Origin of the sequence: Bartonella sp. CM31XJBT (assembly GCF_028618555.1) — a bacterium.
Lineage (GTDB): Bacteria > Pseudomonadota > Alphaproteobacteria > Rhizobiales > Rhizobiaceae > Bartonella.
Window position 1 is genome coordinate 74,526 of sequence record NZ_JAQITD010000005.1, and the last position, 15,976, is coordinate 90,501.

The window sequence follows — 15,976 nt, forward strand, 5'->3', positions numbered from 1 at the left end:
ATCATTTTTAGAATTTTTTCTCATAAAAAATGCATAAAATGTACTATTTTGTGATTTTTTTGCAGTATTATTGGTACAAAATGTTTTATATTTTTTCCTTTTAAAAATATAATAGGTTTTTTTATTAAATATTTATTATTTGAAGTATTGATTATTATAATATTTTAAAATTTATTTGATAATATTAAATTTTGATGTAATGATATATTAGTATAGTGATAGATTTAAATGTAACTATAAAGGAGTACATGCGATTTTGCGGCATAAGATTTTATAAAACTTTGTTTTTCTAAATGTGATTTTTGATTATATTTAAATTTAGCAATGGGGTATAATTTTATGAATACAAAATTTATAACAGCATCTGTTTTTTCTTTGATTTCACCTTCTATAGTACAGGCTGCAGATGTGGTGACTCACGAAGAGCCAGTACATGTTGCCTCAGAAGTTGTTGCTTCTTCACCTTTTTCTTGGGCAGGTTTTTATTTTGGGGGGCAAGTTGGGGGCTTTTCAAGTAAAATTTCTGCAATAACGCCTCATGTTGATATTCCTCTCCATCATACTGAGGAGAGTAAAAGTAAACCATGGATCCCCATCGAGAAACAGTATCTGCCCGATCTTTCTGGATTTATAGGTGGTTTTTATGCGGGTGTTAATTTTGATCTCGGTAATAATTTTATTATGGGGATTGATACGGATATCGTTTTAACGGAAAAAAAGGATACAAAAACAAAATTTCAGGCTGATGAATCGAGTGCTGGTGGGACTGATACTGATGGAAAGGACACTGAAGGATTGGGTACTAAAGAATCGGGTAGTGATACTGATGCAAGTACAGAAAAAAAAAGTCAAAAAAGGGCAAAACTTGTCAGGAGACAGGGTAGAGGCTTTTCTCGTTCTGCTACAGAGGCTAAAGAAGAGAAAGACAGTTTAACTTTTAATCATACGTTAAAACAAAAATGGACAGGTGCTACACGGGTGCGTGTTGGGTTTTCTGCAGGGCGTGTGATGCCTTATATTGCTGGTGGTGTTTCTTATGGACAGTTTCAAGATATTTTGTCGACAGTAATTACGGGAAGTGAGCCATTTAATAGGACATCGGATGTAACAAAAACGATGATTGGTTATACTCTCGGTGGTGGTGTTGATTTTGCAATGACAGACCATTTTGTTGTGCGTGCGGAATACCGTTACTCAGATTTTGGTAAAAAGAAATTTAAAGACGAGATTGAAGTTAAGTATAAGACGAATGATTTTCGCGCAGGAATAGCTTACAAATTCTAGTTTTGTAGGATAAAGGAGCTTAAATTTAAGAGGTCCTATTTCTTTGATAGGGCCTTTATTTTTTAATTTTATGCATTGCAAATACTATTTTATGGTGAAAAAAGGGAGCTTTGACTTTGAGTGAGAATGAGGAGGTAAGGAAGAGTTACTCAGATTCTTAATTGTTAAGAATGAAAAATTTTTAGTTCACGAGGTGTGGTTGAAATATTTGTTAGCAAAGAAGGATTAATTCGTCTTTCATATTATTACAGTTATCATTTTATAATATCGTTATAGAGTTACAAACAGTAAATTTAAAGAGAGTTTTTACTATCTAAGTAATGAGAAAATAAAGAAAATTCACATAGAGCGATGCGGGCGGCGTGCACGTTTGTGCACCAATTTTTTCTTCTCTTAGAACTCTCTGCAATATCATCTGATAGCGCGGTTTATCTTTGTTCTATTTAATAACTAATTGTTTTTATTTATTTATTAAATTGCCTTTTATATATAATCTTTGTACCAGATGAAAGTGCTCTAAGTGCGATTCAAAAGATGGTTTTTAAAAGGTGGTTCGAAGAACAAGAACACGTGATAGACTGTCTGTCTTATCTGTATCTATCTAAAGGCAAATATGCTGACAAAGCTGGTTTATGGCTTATCAAAACTACACCAGATCAAGGATGATAGTTTTTTAGATTTTACCTCAATAAAAGACGACGAGAAATGGGATTAGGCTCTTGTAGCAAGATACCTTTAAAAGAAGCATGGTTCAAAACTTCAGCTTGTTGTGATCTTTTGGATCAAGGAATTGACCCAATTTGCCGAAAACAAAAAGAAAATTTGCGTCGGGCAGGGGTGGTATTTCTTTACGAGAAATTGCCTCCAGTGCGTTTTAAGCAAAAAAACGAATTGAAAAATGAAGGAAAAGCAGCAAGGTGGCTAATACCTCTTGAGTAACATGTTTTTCCTAAATTTGATGATACGCCAATTACTGAACTGACGCAAATTGATATAAAAGGATGCATTTCTCCCATTTGGAAGACAAAAAACGAAACAGCAAGTAAAACTCTATCCCACTTGAATATAGCTATAAAACATGCGGTGGCACTTGGTATAGATGTGGATATGCAATTAAAAGCAAAAGCTTTATTAGAAAAGTTTATTCAAAATACCAAAAATATCCAGCAATGCCATGGAAAAAATGCCTAAGTTTTTTCAATCTTAAAATGATGAGCTTGTATCAAATCTAGCCTTAACACTTCTTATTTTGACGGGGGGAGGGCGTTCTATTCCAATCAGGCATATTCAGGTCAGAAGAGATTTATAGATCAATATGGATTATCCCAAAAGAAAATATGAAGAGAATTGTTGGAAAGGTTTCTGACTTTCATGTGCCGCTTACAGCTGAAGCGCTTGCTGTTATTGAAAAAGCAAAAAAATGTTTTTTTATTTGCTGAGAGTTCTGGAAAGCCTATATCGGATGTAGCACTTTCTAACTTCATGAAAGACAAAGGTTTTGATTATAGACTTCATGGTTTCAGATCGATTCTGCGGGACTGGATAGCAGAGACAACGTCAACATCATTTGAAATTGCAGAATCTGTTCTTGCGTATTCAGTTGAAAAGTCAGTGACAAAGGCTTACATGCGGACGGATTTTTTAGAACAGCGCCGTGTCCCCTTAGAACAATGGGCGTCTTTTATATCAGGAGAGGCTTGATAATATGTCTATTATCAAGTCAGGTGTCTAAGAAACACTTAAGCGATTAGCGGATAGATTACGATATAATCTCTCATTCCTTGTGTTAAAAGCGGGGAAGGGTAAAGCTTTCAGTTTTTGGTTAGTCACTGTTTTAAACGTGCACAGACATTGTCTATCACATCCATAAGACGAGCAAAATCAAGGATAAGCAAAAAGAGGATGAATACAATCCATTTTGTATAACGTGACATCACTTTTACACTTTTGTAGGTCATGATGATTTCTTGAAGGATTTCTTTTTCTGCTTCTGTAATTTCTATATCGTCTTGTGTTTTTTTTCTAACCATGTTTCCAACCACACACGCGTTCACCTAGATTATTGTGCTTTAAGATCTCTCTTGCTAAGTTTGAACTGAAGGCGTTCAGATCTTGCTGGCTTAAATAAATTGGCAACCAGCCAACACAAGAAGAAACATATTTATTTGTCGCGCAACCAGTCAGAGAGAGCAGCACGCACATCAGCATCACTTTTTTGATTAACTTCACTTTCCACCTCCAGACGTGTTGTGGCTGCTTTTAAAGCTTTTTCTGTTTGCTTTTGTTGCTCTGCTTTTTTCCCAAGAGTAAAAGCTCTTGCCAAGGCAATAAAAAAAGCGGCTAAAGCCGCACCTGTTACCATCAGATTTCTTTTCATCCATAAGATCATAGACGATGCTCCTGAAAGCGTTTAGCAACAAAGAAAATACCAGCACATGCGGCTAAAATCATAATGGTGGCCAAAGCCCATTGGATTGGTCCATTTCCTGCTAATAAGCCTCCAAGCCCAGAAAAAGAACCAATAATCGGTGCAAGGGCTTCGGCTTTGAAAACCCCCGTTGGTGCTTGCGTTTCTACTGTTTGATAATTGGAGGAAACATAAGCCCCTTTTGCCCATAAGCCTGTTTCTGCCGCACGCCGGTGTGCGAGACCTTCAAGACGCTTCCCGCCTGCTTTGGTCCATTTCTGTAGCTCGGCAGGGACAGCTTCATATTTACCTTGATTGAGCTTTTTTAACAGTGTCGAGTTACAAAAGGCTCCTGTTCCTACATTATAGCAAAAGGACACTAACGCCGCGAATTGTTCATCCGTTAATGAAACTGTAACAGCGCGTTCAACAGCATTATCAAATTGTCTTAAGTCTTGGCAAAGAAGTTCTTCTGCTTGCTTTTCAGTGATTGTCATGCTTTTGTGAACAAAAGGTTTTCCAGCACTGTTTGTATGTCCATAACCTATTGTCCACACCCCAATGGCATTTTTATAGGCGTTCAAACGCAAACCTTCCCATTGTTTAATAAGTGCTAGTCCTTCTGATGATATTTTTTGCATGTGATTCTCCATAAAAAAAGCTCCGCGAAAAGCAGAGCTGGATTAAAAAATTGACATCTTTCTCATTCGAAAGGATAGCTTGTTAAAATCTATGTAGCATATAAACTACAGATGTTTGTTGTCAAAAAAACACTATATTTTATAAAGTGGTTAGATTCATTAAAAGACAGACAAGCGCAAAAGAAGGTTGCTGCACGTATTTTTCGCCTTGAATATGGTCTTTTAGGTGATATGAAATATTTTCGTGAAATTGGAGAATTAAAACTAAATCACGAACCAGGCTATCGTGTTTATTTTTTCAAATAAAGAAAAGAGATTATCTTATTACTGAATGTTGGTGATAAATCTATACAACAAAAGGATATCGAAAAAGCTCTTCAATTAGTAAAGAAAATAAAACATGGAAATTACTAAATTTGATGCAAGTGAATATTTTAATACACCTAAAGATTTTAAGATTTTATTAGAGGATGCCTTCATAGGAGTAAAAAATTTCACAGATATGTCTTATAAACAAGCCAAAATCGCTTTGTTTTCTTTGAAAAAAAAGCAATGCTCGCAAATGAATCAAGCACAATAAGAGCAACAAACGGCGGTGTGAGATGGACAAAGAACAGCAGAATGTTTTCAAGCAAGGTTAGGGAAAGTCACCGCATCTAATGTCTACAACGTACTCAGTAAGACAGCAAAAGGTTTGCCTACAAGCAAATATGAAGACTACAAAACGAAACTCATGACAGAACGCTTAATAGAGGAAATAAGTCAATCTTATACAACACCTGCTATGCAATGGGGCATTGAACATGAAGAGAATGCCTTAAGAGAATATGAATTCATTTATGACGCAGAAGTCACAAGATGCGGGTTTATCCCACACCCAAAAATGGAAATGGCGGGGGCTAGTCCTGATGGGTTGATTGGAGAGGACGGTTTAATCGAAGTCAAATGTCCACAATCAACCACGCATTTGCGTTTTTTTATGTATGACGAAATCAAACCAGAATATCACGCACAACTGCAATTCCAAATGGCATGCACTGGACGAAAGTGGTGTGATTTCATGAGCTATAATCCAAACTTTGTAGGCAAATCTACTGGTTTGAGAATGAAAATAAAACGCATTCTCCGTGATGAGAAACACATTGAAGAGATTAATAAAGCGGTCGAAATCTTTTTAGGGGAAATAGAACAAGAGATGCAAAAGATTTTGACAAAAGCCGCTTAAACCTATGGGGGTGCTCTCTCCTTCTCCTCTTTCCTAAGCATCCCCACCCATTTAATTAATATAAAAAAGAGAAAGGTAATGAGATGATATTTGATGATGGAGATAGATGGGAATTTTAAAATAATATAAGATAAAGTTCTTATATTATTTTAAGAATATAATTATTATGTAACGACACGTGAGTGTGTACAGCTTTTTAGTGTATCCACAACAACGATTCGCAATTTGGTGCTTCCAAGGGGGTGTTTCTCGGAGCCATATAAGCTAGGGAGAGCAGTGAGGTGGAGAAAAGAAAGAGATCTTAACCTTCACTCCAAAGAAAAATAAGGAGCAAATAAGAACAAATTAGATAAAATTATATAAACTGTAGAAGGTGGTCTAAAAATGGCTATTTAAAGAAAAAAATCTATATATTTCAATATATTAAAGATACAAAATGGTGCCCAAAAGAGGACTCGAACCTCCACGCCTTACGGCACAGGTACCTGAAACCTGCGCGTCTACCAATTCCGCCATCTGGGCTCATAAAATTCATCTAAGCGCATGACGCAATTCTGTCAATAAAATTATAGAATTTATTTTTTCAGCTTAAAACGATTGAATTGAATTTTTGGGGAGATCATGATTTTAGAAGTTTAAGGTGTGAGGACTTTCTTTGATAAAATTGTTGAATCCGGATTAAATGTGTAAATAATAGGAATACCGGTCGCTAATTCTTGAGATATAATTTCCTCACCGGAGAGACCTTCAAGTGCCATAATAAGAGCACGAAGAGAATTTCCATGCGCTGCGATTAAAACAGTTTGGGAGCGCAAAATATGAGGCTGGATATGGTAAAGATAATAAGGCCAGATGCGTGCACCGGTGTCGCGTAGGCTTTCTCCATTCGGGGGTGCAATTGTGTAGGAGCGGCGCCACATTTGCACTTGCTCTTGCCCCCATTGTTGGCGTACTTCATCTTTATTTAAACCAGAAAGATCACCATAATTACGTTCATTTAATGCAGGATTTTTTATCACTTCTAAATCTGATTGTCCCATTTGCTCTAAAATGTGCTGAGCGGTTTTTTGAGCACGCTGTAAGGCTGATGTATAAGCGATATCAAACTTCAAACCATATTCTTTCAGTTTTTTTCCTGCTGCTATCGCTTCGGCATGACCTTTTTCTGTTAAATCAGGATCTTTCCAACCGGTAAAAAGGTTTTTGAGATTCCATTCACTTTGTCCATGACGAATTAGTGTAAGTATGCGTCCCATTATGAATTGCCTCTATTCTATTGATTGTTTAAAATTCATTGTTCAATCCCAAAACATCGAACATTGAATAAAGACCGCTTTCATGATTTTGTGCCCATAAAGCTGCTTTTAATGCGCCATTGGCAAAGATAGAGCGTTCTTGCGCTGTATGTGAAAGAACAATGCGCTCATTGGAGCCGGCAAAAATGACACTGTGTTCTCCAACAACTGTCCCACCACGTGAACAGGAAAAGCCAATGGTGCCTTTTTTGCGTTTACCTATATGACCATTGCGTTCGTTGACACGCACATTTTTAAGCATAACATTGCGCCCTTCAGCTGCTGCTTGGCCAAGAAGAAGGGCTGTTCCAGAAGGGGCGTCAACTTTGTCAGCGTGATGCATTTCATAAACTTCGATATCAAAATCATCGGCTTCTAATGCTTTAGCGGCTTTCTTTACAAGGTTGGCTAAAAGATTTATTCCAAGGCTCATATTTCCGGATTTGACAATTGTTGTATATTTCGCAAAATCTGCAATTTTTTCTTCTTCTGTTTTGCTAAATCCTGTGGTGCCAATAATATGGACAAGGCTTTTTTGAGCAGCGTAGTTAGCATAAAGAATACTGGCTTCTGGTTGTGAAAAATCTAAAATACCTTCTGTATTAGAAAAGGCATTTTTGGGATCGTCAGTGATACCAATCCCAAGAGAATCTGAACCAATTAAGGCACTGGCATCTTTTCCTACAAACGGTGAGCCTTTGCGTACAAGAACAGCACAAAGTTCTACATCTCTCCTCTGCTGGATTGCTGTAATGAGTTCACGTCCCATTCTTCCATTTGCACCAACAACTGTAAGGCGCATTTTTATCTCCTTATAATACTTTACTGTGCAGTATAGGCAAATTCTTGCCTTCTTTCCAATGGTTCTTTTTCTTTATAGAAAATTTTTTTTCCTGCTTTAATTTATCTTGTTGTGCTGTAAAATACTGTTGTTTAGAGCAAGTGATATAAGATCTGCAAATTTAAATAGAGATGTTTTTCGTTAGAGTGTGTGATGAATATTCCTAAGTAAGGTTTGCTTATGTCACCTAAAGGAGATTGTGTATTACTTTACGCTTTTGTTTCTTTCGTTCTTTAAGGGGGGAGCGTTCTTCATGCAAAACAAGATCTCCCAAACAAAATACACCTATGTTGTCAATTCATGCGCTTTTCTTAAAGAAATATTTATCAATTCTTCTAAACTTATTTTATGATAGTGCTCGTGAGTGGTATCACGAGAGAGTATCCATGAATAATATAACATCTATTCTGCACCACTATCTTTATGCTTCATAAATAGAGAAAATTAGCATTATCACGTTTTGTTAGCCTTTAATGTTTTAATAATTCTTGGCACTTAGGCATTTTCATTCTTTTCTTTAATATTCTTTCATTTACCAATTCTATTTGTGACGCATAAGAAAGCGATTTTGATTGTTTTAAATGTGATGAAGGTAATGAGAAAAAGGTATTTGGAATTGATGATTAAAGTAAAAAAACGATTATTTATCATTGTATATAAATATGTTATCCATAAATACAATCACGTAAAAAGGGGGTAAAACAAGGGGCTAACAAGAAGTTGGATTGTTTACACACGAGAGTTGGTCGGATTCTTCATCTTTTAGGAAAGTCAGTTGAAAAAATTGTTATGTTGTAAAAACGCATGATGAGGATTTTTTTTATTATAGAGCAAATAGTATATATGTTATGCAATGCGTTTTTTCATATATTGGGGAGACTTGAGGATAACATGCGTTAAGTATTGTTATTTTATTTGCCTAGCTTCTAATGATGCTACAGCTCTTGTATTTAAAGAGAGTCGTTAAAATGCTTTCTTAAATATTTTTTATCCCTGTGCTAATCTTTTTTTGTGACACGATAAGAAAGTGTTTTTTTTTGATTTAATTATAATGGGTCTTATTCCCTGTTGAATACGATTATAAATCATTATATCGTTTATACGCATGCATAAAAATTCATAAACCTATAAATATCCTTTAGATAAAATATCACTTTTATTTTTGTTTGTGAGAGAAGGCTAGAAATCAAGATCTGCATAGTGAGCACTTGCAACAATTCCGCGGACGCGATCTGTTAAAAGAGAACGAAAAGAAGGGCGTGATTTTATTCTCATATACCAGTCTTTGGCAGCAGGAGATTGTTCCCAGTCAATTTCCCCTAGAAAGTCAAGTACAGAAATAGAAGCTGCTGCTGCTAGATCTGCATAGGACAAGGCAGAACCGACTAAGCTATCGCGAGAGGCACAGAGCCAATTGAGATAGTTCATATGTGGTAAAATATTGGCACGTGCATTGCGTAAAATTTGTGAATTAGGAGCACCACCGCCAATGGCAAGTGGCATTTCACGTTTATGGATTCGTTCTCGTACGATATGGCGCGTTGCTTCATTTTCGAATTTATTTAAGAACCAGTCATTGAGACGGCGTACTTCTGCACGATCTAAAGGATTTTCCGGAAAGAGCTTATTTTCTTGTCGTAAACTTCCATGTGTTTCGTCTAAATATTCGCAGATAACAAGAGGACCTGATAATGGAACCTCGTGTTCATCGAGAAAAACAGGAACATGACCAGCGGGATTGAGGGCTAGAAATTCGTGTCTTCTTGCCCATTCATATTCTTCAATCAGTTGAGTGGTTACACCATATTCCCCAAGAATGAGGCGTATGAAGCGCGAGGCAGCGGATAGGGGAGAGTGAAAAAGTGTCAGCATAATTTACACTATCAAATAGAGTTGAAGAGAATTCTTTCAAGTAATCATTTTTATAAAGATGCTTGACTAGAAGTACAAGATCATTAGCAGCTGCTAGTAATTATAATTAATAAATTGTTAATGACCAAGAATTGTTCTCTTATGCGATGGTTTGCAAAATGGCAGCACGTAATTCTTCTAAACCGATAGCTTTTTCTGAAGAGGTTACAAGAAGCTCAGGATAAGCTGCTGGGCGTTTAAGAAGCTTTGTTTGTGTGCTCATAATTAATTTTTCCAAGGCATTTGATTTGATTTTATCGCTTTTTGTCAAAACAATTTGATAAGAAACGGCTGCTTTATCAAGGAGAGCAAGAACATCTTCATCATTATTTTTGATTCCGTGCCGTGAATCAATCAAGATATATACACGTTTTAACGTTGTGCGCCCCCGTAAATAGCTAAAAATCAAATTTTTCCACTCATCAACAAGATTTTTAGGAGCAGCAGCAAAACCATAACCAGGCATATCTACTAATGCTAGAGGGGGAAGGTCTCCTAGTTGCCCACTGAAGCCATCGGGGACAAAATAATTAAGCTCTTGAGTCCGTCCTGGTGTATTTGAGGTACGTGCTAAGCTTTTTTGTTGAACGAGTGCGTTGATTAAAGATGATTTTCCAACATTGGAACGTCCTGCAAATGCAATTTCTGGTGGTCCTTCGGGGGGGAGAAAGCGTATTGCTGGTACACCACGAATAAAAATCCAATTGCGAGAAAAAATTCCAGAAAGGGAAGAATCTCTTGTCATTCACGCACTTCTTTTTTGGGCGATCTTCTCCAGATGGCTTTCAGATTATCAAAAAGCTCAATTTTAACTCCTTGGCGCTTCATCATGATACCTTGCTGAATGATTGATAATATATTGTTCCATGCCCAATAGATGACGAGACCAACAGGGAAAGAGGCGAGCATAAAAGTAAAGACAACAGGCATCCATGTGAATATCATCGCTTGGGTTTGGTCTTGAGGAGCGGGATTCATACGCATTTGTAAAAACATCGTTATTCCCATAATCAAAGGCCATGCACCAATCATAAGAAATGTCGGCGTTGTATATGGCAAGAGACCAAACAAGTTAAAAAGAGAAGTTGGATCGGGTGCCGCTAAATCTTTAATCCAGCCAAAGAAAGGGGCATGGCGCATTTCAATGGTGATATAGAGAACTTTATAAAGAGCAAAGAATATTGGGAATTGAACCAACATCGGCCAACAGCCTGCAAGGGGATTTATTTTTTCGGTTTTATATAGTTCTATTATTGCCTTTTGTTGTTTGGTTTGGTCATCGGGATACTTTTCTTTTATTTCTAGCAACCGCGGTTGTAAAAGCTTCATGCGTGCCATAGATTTATAAGATTTATTGGCTAGAGGGAAAAGAAGAGTTTTTAAGAGCACTGTGACAAGAAGGATGGCTATACCAAAATTCCCTGTTTGTTTATAAAGAATATCAATGAGGGAAAACATTGGTTTGGTGATGAAATCAAACCAGCCCCAATCAATTAAAAGAGCAAACTTTTTGATTTTTAGGTCATTTTGATAACTATTAATAATTTCAACTTGTTTTGCACCAGCAAAAAGACGATTTGTAACAGTTTTTGTTTCATTTGGGGCAATCGTTAAAAGCGACCCTAGCAAGTCAGACTGATAATGTGTTTGCAAACGATCAAAATAAATAAAACGGCTTGTATATTCTTTATTTTGCGGGGGAATAACTGCTACAGCCCAATATTTATCGGTAATACCAATCCAACCTCCTGTTACTTTGGAAAAAGTCACGCTCTTTTGCCCATTATCAGGATTTGGGTCAAGCTCTGCTAAGGTTTTATATTTTTCAGTTTTGAGCGAATCTCCAGCAATACCTATCATACCTTCATGAAGTAAATAGGTTGCATTTGTATGTTCTGGTGGTGCAGCACGTGCAACGCGGGCATAGGACGAGAGATGTATTGGTTGATCACTTTCATTGCTGATAGAATCCTCAATGGTAAACATGAAATGATCATCAACAGAAAGGGTCCGTCGGAAGATTTGTCCCTGTCCATTATTATAAATTAAAGTGATAGGTGTTGAAGGAGTCAGGATTGTATTGTTTCCCTCTACTTGCCATTTTGTATCCGATTGTGGCAAGGCTTTTGCTGGCAAAGACGCACTTGCAAAACCAAATTCAGCAAGGTAGGTCGTTTTGAAACCTTTAGGGTTTAGCAAATCGATTTCCGGTGATTTTTTATCGACTGTTAAACGATATTTTTTGAGGTGAAGATCATCAAATTGTGCACCAACAAGATTAATAGAGCCTTCCAGTTCATTGGTTTGGATCGCAATACGCTCTGTTTTGGCCAATACAGCTTTCCGGATTTCAGGTGTCATTGGCTGTTCGATGATAGATGTTGCTTGATGCGTTGAGGTATCGTCAGAAAAATCCGTCGTGGTAGTAGAAAGGGCTGATTGTTGTTTTGACAATTGCTGTGTGATGACATGTTGTTTTTGTAACTTTGCTTGTTTGGGAGCAACATGAAGAAATTGCCATGCGATGAGCACTACGAAAGATAAGCCAATAGCGATAAAGAAATTGCGGTTATATTCCATCCGTACACCCTTGTTGTTGTTGCTGATGTTTTATTTTTGGTTTTATTCGCCGATTTAATTCACTAATCAAGGATGTAAAAGGCGCATGTAACACATCACGGTACGCTACAATGACATAATCTGTTCCTGCTTCCATGTGGTTTGTTACACCAACTCTCACGGCTTCACGCAAGCGCCTTTTAATACGATTACGTTTCACAGCATTACCGTTTTTACGAGTAACAGTGAAGCCTACACGTGCAAAAAGAGAATCTTTTCTTTCTGTTGTTTGTTCACGAGATTTAACTTCGAGCAAAAATAAAGGACCACGTCGTTTTTCTCCTGTACGGGCAGCCAAAAAATCTGCTCTTTTGCGAATACGGCAGGGATGTTTTTTCTTCATAAAAGAACATTTCGCAATTTCACTAAATGCCTGCAAGCAGGCATTAGAGGTTCATAATGAAAGTTTCACAACGAAGAAATGATGAGCAATCCTCAACGGTTGTGAAAATTTAAATGGTTAGGCAGAGAGCCGCTTACGTCCACGAGCACGTCTTGCAGCAATAACTTTACGTCCTCCAGCTGTAGCCATGCGTGCACGAAACCCATGGCGGCGTTTACGGACAAGTTTAGAGGGTTGGTAAGTACGTTTCATTTATTTAAATACCGCGGAGTGCGGCCCTTCTTAATCTTCGTTTTACGAGCAGTTATGCGCGAGAGGGATAATTTTATCCTATCATACGGCTGTTAACCCATAAGGAAAAATATAAAAAAAGTCAATCTTAGATTGTTTTTCTCTCTCTTGAAAGAATACAAAACACCTTATAACTGTCTGTGACACTTTTTTACAATACTGTAAGAGTGTTAGAAAATAACAATTGAATCTACAGAACGTAAATGGCTAGGGCGTTAAAGAATTAAAGAAAGTGTGACTGATTACTGTATGCTCAATTTAAAATATCCTTTAATATTAAGAGTTTTTTTTACAAAATTTTTATCAGAATATTCATTAAAGTGGTTGTAGCACAAACATGATTAATAGGATTTATATCAGATTCTATGTTTGAGCTTCTTTATTTAAGGATGGTTTCATATTTTTAAAGAGAATAAGATATAAGTAATGTATACTTTATAATGCTGAGTAAAGTAGAAAATTATCAGGTGATAAGCCTGTAAGTATTTTTTGTTCTTATGCTTGTATTTGCTGGTATTTTTATAGAGAGGAAAGAACGTGGATCCTATCACAAGTGAAGCTGTCCGCAACGTATTACGTACAATCAAAGGACCAGATCTTGAAAGCGATATTGTGTCGTTGGGTCTTCTTTCAGAAATATTGATTGCTGATGGTAAGGTTTTCTTTTCTATTACAGTTCCTGATGGAGGTGTGCAAGAATGGGAATCATTGCGTCGTTCTGCTGAAAAGATGGTATGTGCCTTGGAAGGAGTGAAATCTGTTGTTGTCACACTTACAGCAGAAAAAACAACAAATGCAGTACCTAGACGGAGAGCAAATCTCTTACCGATCAAAATGCCCATAGAAGGTGTGCGGCATGTGATTGCTGTTGCTTCTGGAAAAGGAGGGGTAGGAAAATCTACGATGGCAGTAAATATCGCCTTAGCTTTACAAGATTCTGGTTTCAAGACGGGGGTGATGGATGCTGATATTTATGGTCCTTCGTTACCACGTTTGACAGGACTTGTTAATCAAAAACCACAGCTTATTGGAGAAAAAAAGATTCAACCTCTTGAAAAATTCGGACTTAAATTGATGTCGATGGGATTTTTGGTTGAGGAAGAAAAGCCGGTAGTATGGCGTGGTCCTATGGTTATGGCAGCTGTAACGCAATTGTTACGAGATGTTGTATGGGGACCTCTGGACATTTTGGTCGTTGATATGCCGCCCGGTACAGGGGATGCACAATTAACGCTTGCTCAACAGGTACAATTAACAGGTGCGTTGGTTGTCTCTACGCCCCAAGATCTTGCTTTAGTGGATGCGCGTAAAGCAATAGAAATGTTCATGAAAGTCAATGTTCCTATTTTAGGACTCATTGAGAATATGAGTTATTTTATCGCTCCTGATACAGGAAAACGCTATGATATTTTTGGCTATGGTGGTGCACGGGCAGAAGCGGAACGTCGAGAAGTCCCTTTCTTAGCGGAAATACCGCTTGATGCGGCTTTAAGATTTTCTTCAGATGAGGGGGTCCCTATTTTTGTTGCTAAGCCTAGTGAAGAGCATGCTAAACTATATCGTAAAATTGTTGATCAAATAAAAAATCAACTCTTTTGAATGTTTTTTTAAGAGAGTTTATTAAAACACAATCATGAAAGACATAAAAATAGTTTCTTCTTTGTAAGGAGAAGTTTTAATGCGAGAATGGAGTATATTAGGTTAAATAAATAAAAAATTATTCATGCGTTTGGATAACCTGAAGGGGACACAAATTGAAGAGTTGGAGCCGTGAGGTAGAAAAAAATATTGGACTTGAGGCTAAAAGAAGACAGAAAATAAAAATAATTTAGAAAAATTGTAAAAGGTTGTAAAAAATATTTTAATAATCATTTTTTTCATAAAATAGTATTTTTTCAGGTGTAAAAAAGCATTTTTCGATGTGAGTTTTCTTGATATACATCTTCAACATTTAGTTTTTTCTTATTGAGATGATAAAAATATTGGTCAAGTCTTTTTAGAAGCATTCATTTTTTGCAAAGTAGCCTCAAGAGCGGTTGTTAAAGCATTCCTTCCCCCTTGATGAGAAAAGTAATCTGACAAAAATTCATTTGTTCCACCCTTTGTTGAAAACTCTTTTTCAAGCAGTGCAAAATCGAGAAATGCAGAATGATCCGTTGCTGTAATTTTACGCATTTCATCCGTAAGATTTCCAAACATCATAGTAAGGAATTCTGCTGATTGCTGTTTTTTTAACCCTTGTGTTATAAACCATTGATGGGCAGTTTCTATAAAATTAAAATATACTCCCATAAGTGAACCTGCTGTCATAAAAAGATTAAACTGCTCTTCCTTATCCAGCACTAATGTGCCCCCCAATGCATCAAATAAAGTGCGTAAAAAGGGATGATCGGGATAGATTGGTGTCAAATTTTTGCATTCTGCAACAAAAGGTAATGGAACAGCACGATAAACTTTATGATTAATCCACTCTTCTATTTCTGCTGCTTTTGCCATAGCAAGTACGGAAATAACCAGCTGTTCTGGACGAAAACAAAGAGAGCGCAAAACGTCTTCTGCAATTTGATTGGGCAAGCAAAGAAAAACACAATCACTAATATCGAGCAACGCTTGGTTATTTTCAGCAATCATAACCGTATCATAGGTGCGTGAAAGGCGCTCTGCTGTTTGTGCATTGCGAGGCGAAACAATAATGGAGGAAACATCAAAGGTGCTTGTCATTAAGCCATTCACCATTGAAGCACTGATTGTACCCGTTCCTAAAAAGCCAAGTTTCATTTCTATTTCTCAGTTTTATATTTTTAAAGGAATCTCAATCAACATTTCAGGTGTTTTAACTAACATAAACGCTAATTGAAGAAGCAACACATAACATAGCAAGAATAATCAAGCCCAAATAGATTTTAGGCTTGTCAAAGAGAACGGCAAAAGCAGAAAACCAACCAACAACAGCTGCGGCTAATGCAAATAAAAAACCTGGTTTATTCATAAGCACAATATGCATTGCCATTAAACCACCAATAATGAGCGCTCCAAAAATAATGAGTAAACCTGTTGCAAACTTTTCATAATCATCCATATTTTGCTCCTTATAGCGCTCAATTATTACACACTTTTTA

18 protein-coding genes, 1 tRNA gene and 2 pseudogenes are annotated in these 15,976 nt (G+C 36.8%); 8 read left to right on the plus strand and 13 right to left on the minus strand.

The window, feature by feature from the left end; all coding sequences use genetic code 11:
* Positions 1–339: 339 nt before the first annotated feature.
* The 3 genes from PVV63_RS03710 (at position 340) to PVV63_RS10355 (ending at position 2,985) form a co-directional block, all read left to right on the plus strand.
* The gene (locus PVV63_RS03710; protein ID WP_273790701.1) at positions 340–1,284 is read left to right on the plus strand and encodes an outer membrane protein; all 945 of its coding nucleotides are present in this window, start codon (positions 340–342) and stop codon (positions 1,282–1,284) included.
* 993 nt (positions 1,285–2,277) lie between these two features.
* Complete coding sequence (locus PVV63_RS10465) at positions 2,278–2,475, plus strand: hypothetical protein (protein WP_404977281.1); 198 nt, start codon at positions 2,278–2,280, stop codon at positions 2,473–2,475.
* A gap of 180 nt (positions 2,476–2,655) precedes the next feature.
* Positions 2,656–2,985 (plus strand): hypothetical protein, encoded by a 330-nt coding sequence (locus PVV63_RS10355; protein WP_342753367.1) that lies wholly within the window; start codon positions 2,656–2,658, stop codon positions 2,983–2,985.
* 125 nt (positions 2,986–3,110) lie between these two features.
* Here PVV63_RS10355 and PVV63_RS03720 read toward each other — a convergent pair whose 3' ends face one another.
* From PVV63_RS03720 to PVV63_RS03735, 3 genes are all read right to left on the minus strand, one after another.
* Complete coding sequence (locus tag PVV63_RS03720; RefSeq protein WP_273790702.1) at positions 3,111–3,314, minus strand: hypothetical protein; 204 nt, start codon at positions 3,312–3,314, stop codon at positions 3,111–3,113.
* Positions 3,315–3,445: 131 nt separating this feature from the next.
* The gene (locus PVV63_RS03730; protein ID WP_273790704.1) at positions 3,446–3,673 is read right to left on the minus strand and encodes a hypothetical protein; all 228 of its coding nucleotides are present in this window, start codon (positions 3,671–3,673) and stop codon (positions 3,446–3,448) included.
* Positions 3,670–4,332, minus strand: coding sequence for a lysozyme (locus PVV63_RS03735; protein ID WP_273790705.1), 663 nt, complete (start codon positions 4,330–4,332; stop codon positions 3,670–3,672). The genes PVV63_RS03730 and PVV63_RS03735 overlap by 4 nt, the downstream gene beginning before the upstream one ends.
* 111 nt (positions 4,333–4,443) lie before the next feature.
* On the opposite strand from PVV63_RS03735, the gene PVV63_RS10360 reads away from it, so the two are divergent.
* The 4 genes and pseudogenes from PVV63_RS10360 to PVV63_RS03755 form a co-directional block, all read left to right on the plus strand.
* Positions 4,444–4,638 (plus strand): hypothetical protein, encoded by a 195-nt coding sequence (locus PVV63_RS10360; RefSeq protein ID WP_342753368.1) that lies wholly within the window; start codon positions 4,444–4,446, stop codon positions 4,636–4,638.
* 94 nt (positions 4,639–4,732) lie between these two features.
* Positions 4,733–4,912, plus strand: a complete 180-nt coding sequence (locus tag PVV63_RS03745; protein WP_273790706.1) for a hypothetical protein — start codon at positions 4,733–4,735, stop codon at positions 4,910–4,912.
* A 27-nt stretch (positions 4,913–4,939) separates the two neighbouring features.
* Positions 4,940–5,557, plus strand: a pseudogene (locus tag PVV63_RS03750) (lambda exonuclease family protein); the annotation flags it as partial.
* A gap of 165 nt (positions 5,558–5,722) precedes the next feature.
* Positions 5,723–5,906: pseudogene (locus tag PVV63_RS03755) on the plus strand (helix-turn-helix transcriptional regulator); the annotation flags it as partial.
* Between the two features lie 88 nt (positions 5,907–5,994).
* Here the strand turns inward: PVV63_RS03755 and PVV63_RS03760 are convergent.
* The 8 genes from PVV63_RS03760 to rpmH form a co-directional block, all read right to left on the minus strand.
* A tRNA-Leu gene (locus PVV63_RS03760) sits at positions 5,995–6,079 on the minus strand.
* Positions 6,080–6,192: 113 nt separating this feature from the next.
* Positions 6,193–6,813: a 2,3-bisphosphoglycerate-dependent phosphoglycerate mutase gene (locus PVV63_RS03765; RefSeq protein ID WP_273790707.1), complete on the minus strand. Its 621-nt coding sequence runs from the start codon at positions 6,811–6,813 to the stop codon at positions 6,193–6,195.
* A 28-nt stretch (positions 6,814–6,841) separates the two neighbouring features.
* Positions 6,842–7,654: a 4-hydroxy-tetrahydrodipicolinate reductase gene (dapB, locus tag PVV63_RS03770; RefSeq protein ID WP_273790708.1), complete on the minus strand. Its 813-nt coding sequence runs from the start codon at positions 7,652–7,654 to the stop codon at positions 6,842–6,844.
* A 1,218-nt stretch (positions 7,655–8,872) separates the two neighbouring features.
* Positions 8,873–9,565: a glutathione S-transferase family protein gene (locus tag PVV63_RS03775; protein WP_273790709.1), complete on the minus strand. Its 693-nt coding sequence runs from the start codon at positions 9,563–9,565 to the stop codon at positions 8,873–8,875.
* 139 nt (positions 9,566–9,704) lie between these two features.
* Positions 9,705–10,349: a ribosome biogenesis GTP-binding protein YihA/YsxC gene (yihA, locus tag PVV63_RS03780; protein WP_273790710.1), complete on the minus strand. Its 645-nt coding sequence runs from the start codon at positions 10,347–10,349 to the stop codon at positions 9,705–9,707.
* Complete coding sequence (gene yidC / locus PVV63_RS03785; protein WP_273790711.1) at positions 10,346–12,184, minus strand: membrane protein insertase YidC; 1,839 nt, start codon at positions 12,182–12,184, stop codon at positions 10,346–10,348. Before yidC ends, yihA begins: the two co-directional genes overlap by 4 nt.
* Positions 12,174–12,566 (minus strand): ribonuclease P protein component, encoded by a 393-nt coding sequence (gene rnpA, locus PVV63_RS03790; RefSeq protein WP_273790712.1) that lies wholly within the window; start codon positions 12,564–12,566, stop codon positions 12,174–12,176. The genes yidC and rnpA overlap by 11 nt, the downstream gene beginning before the upstream one ends.
* A gap of 117 nt (positions 12,567–12,683) precedes the next feature.
* On the minus strand, positions 12,684–12,818 hold the full coding sequence (gene rpmH, locus PVV63_RS03795) for a 50S ribosomal protein L34 (protein ID WP_005864709.1): 135 nt from the start codon (positions 12,816–12,818) through the stop codon (positions 12,684–12,686).
* A gap of 576 nt (positions 12,819–13,394) precedes the next feature.
* Here rpmH and PVV63_RS03800 point away from each other — a divergent pair.
* Positions 13,395–14,456 (plus strand): Mrp/NBP35 family ATP-binding protein, encoded by a 1,062-nt coding sequence (locus PVV63_RS03800; protein ID WP_273790713.1) that lies wholly within the window; start codon positions 13,395–13,397, stop codon positions 14,454–14,456.
* Positions 14,457–14,843: 387 nt separating this feature from the next.
* Here PVV63_RS03800 and PVV63_RS03805 read toward each other — a convergent pair whose 3' ends face one another.
* A complete protein-coding gene (locus tag PVV63_RS03805; RefSeq protein ID WP_273790714.1) occupies positions 14,844–15,635 on the minus strand; it encodes a pyrroline-5-carboxylate reductase in 792 nt (263 codons plus the stop codon).
* Between the two features lie 55 nt (positions 15,636–15,690).
* The gene (locus PVV63_RS03810) at positions 15,691–15,936 is read right to left on the minus strand and encodes a hypothetical protein (protein ID WP_273790715.1); all 246 of its coding nucleotides are present in this window, start codon (positions 15,934–15,936) and stop codon (positions 15,691–15,693) included.
* Positions 15,937–15,976 lie beyond the last annotated feature (40 nt).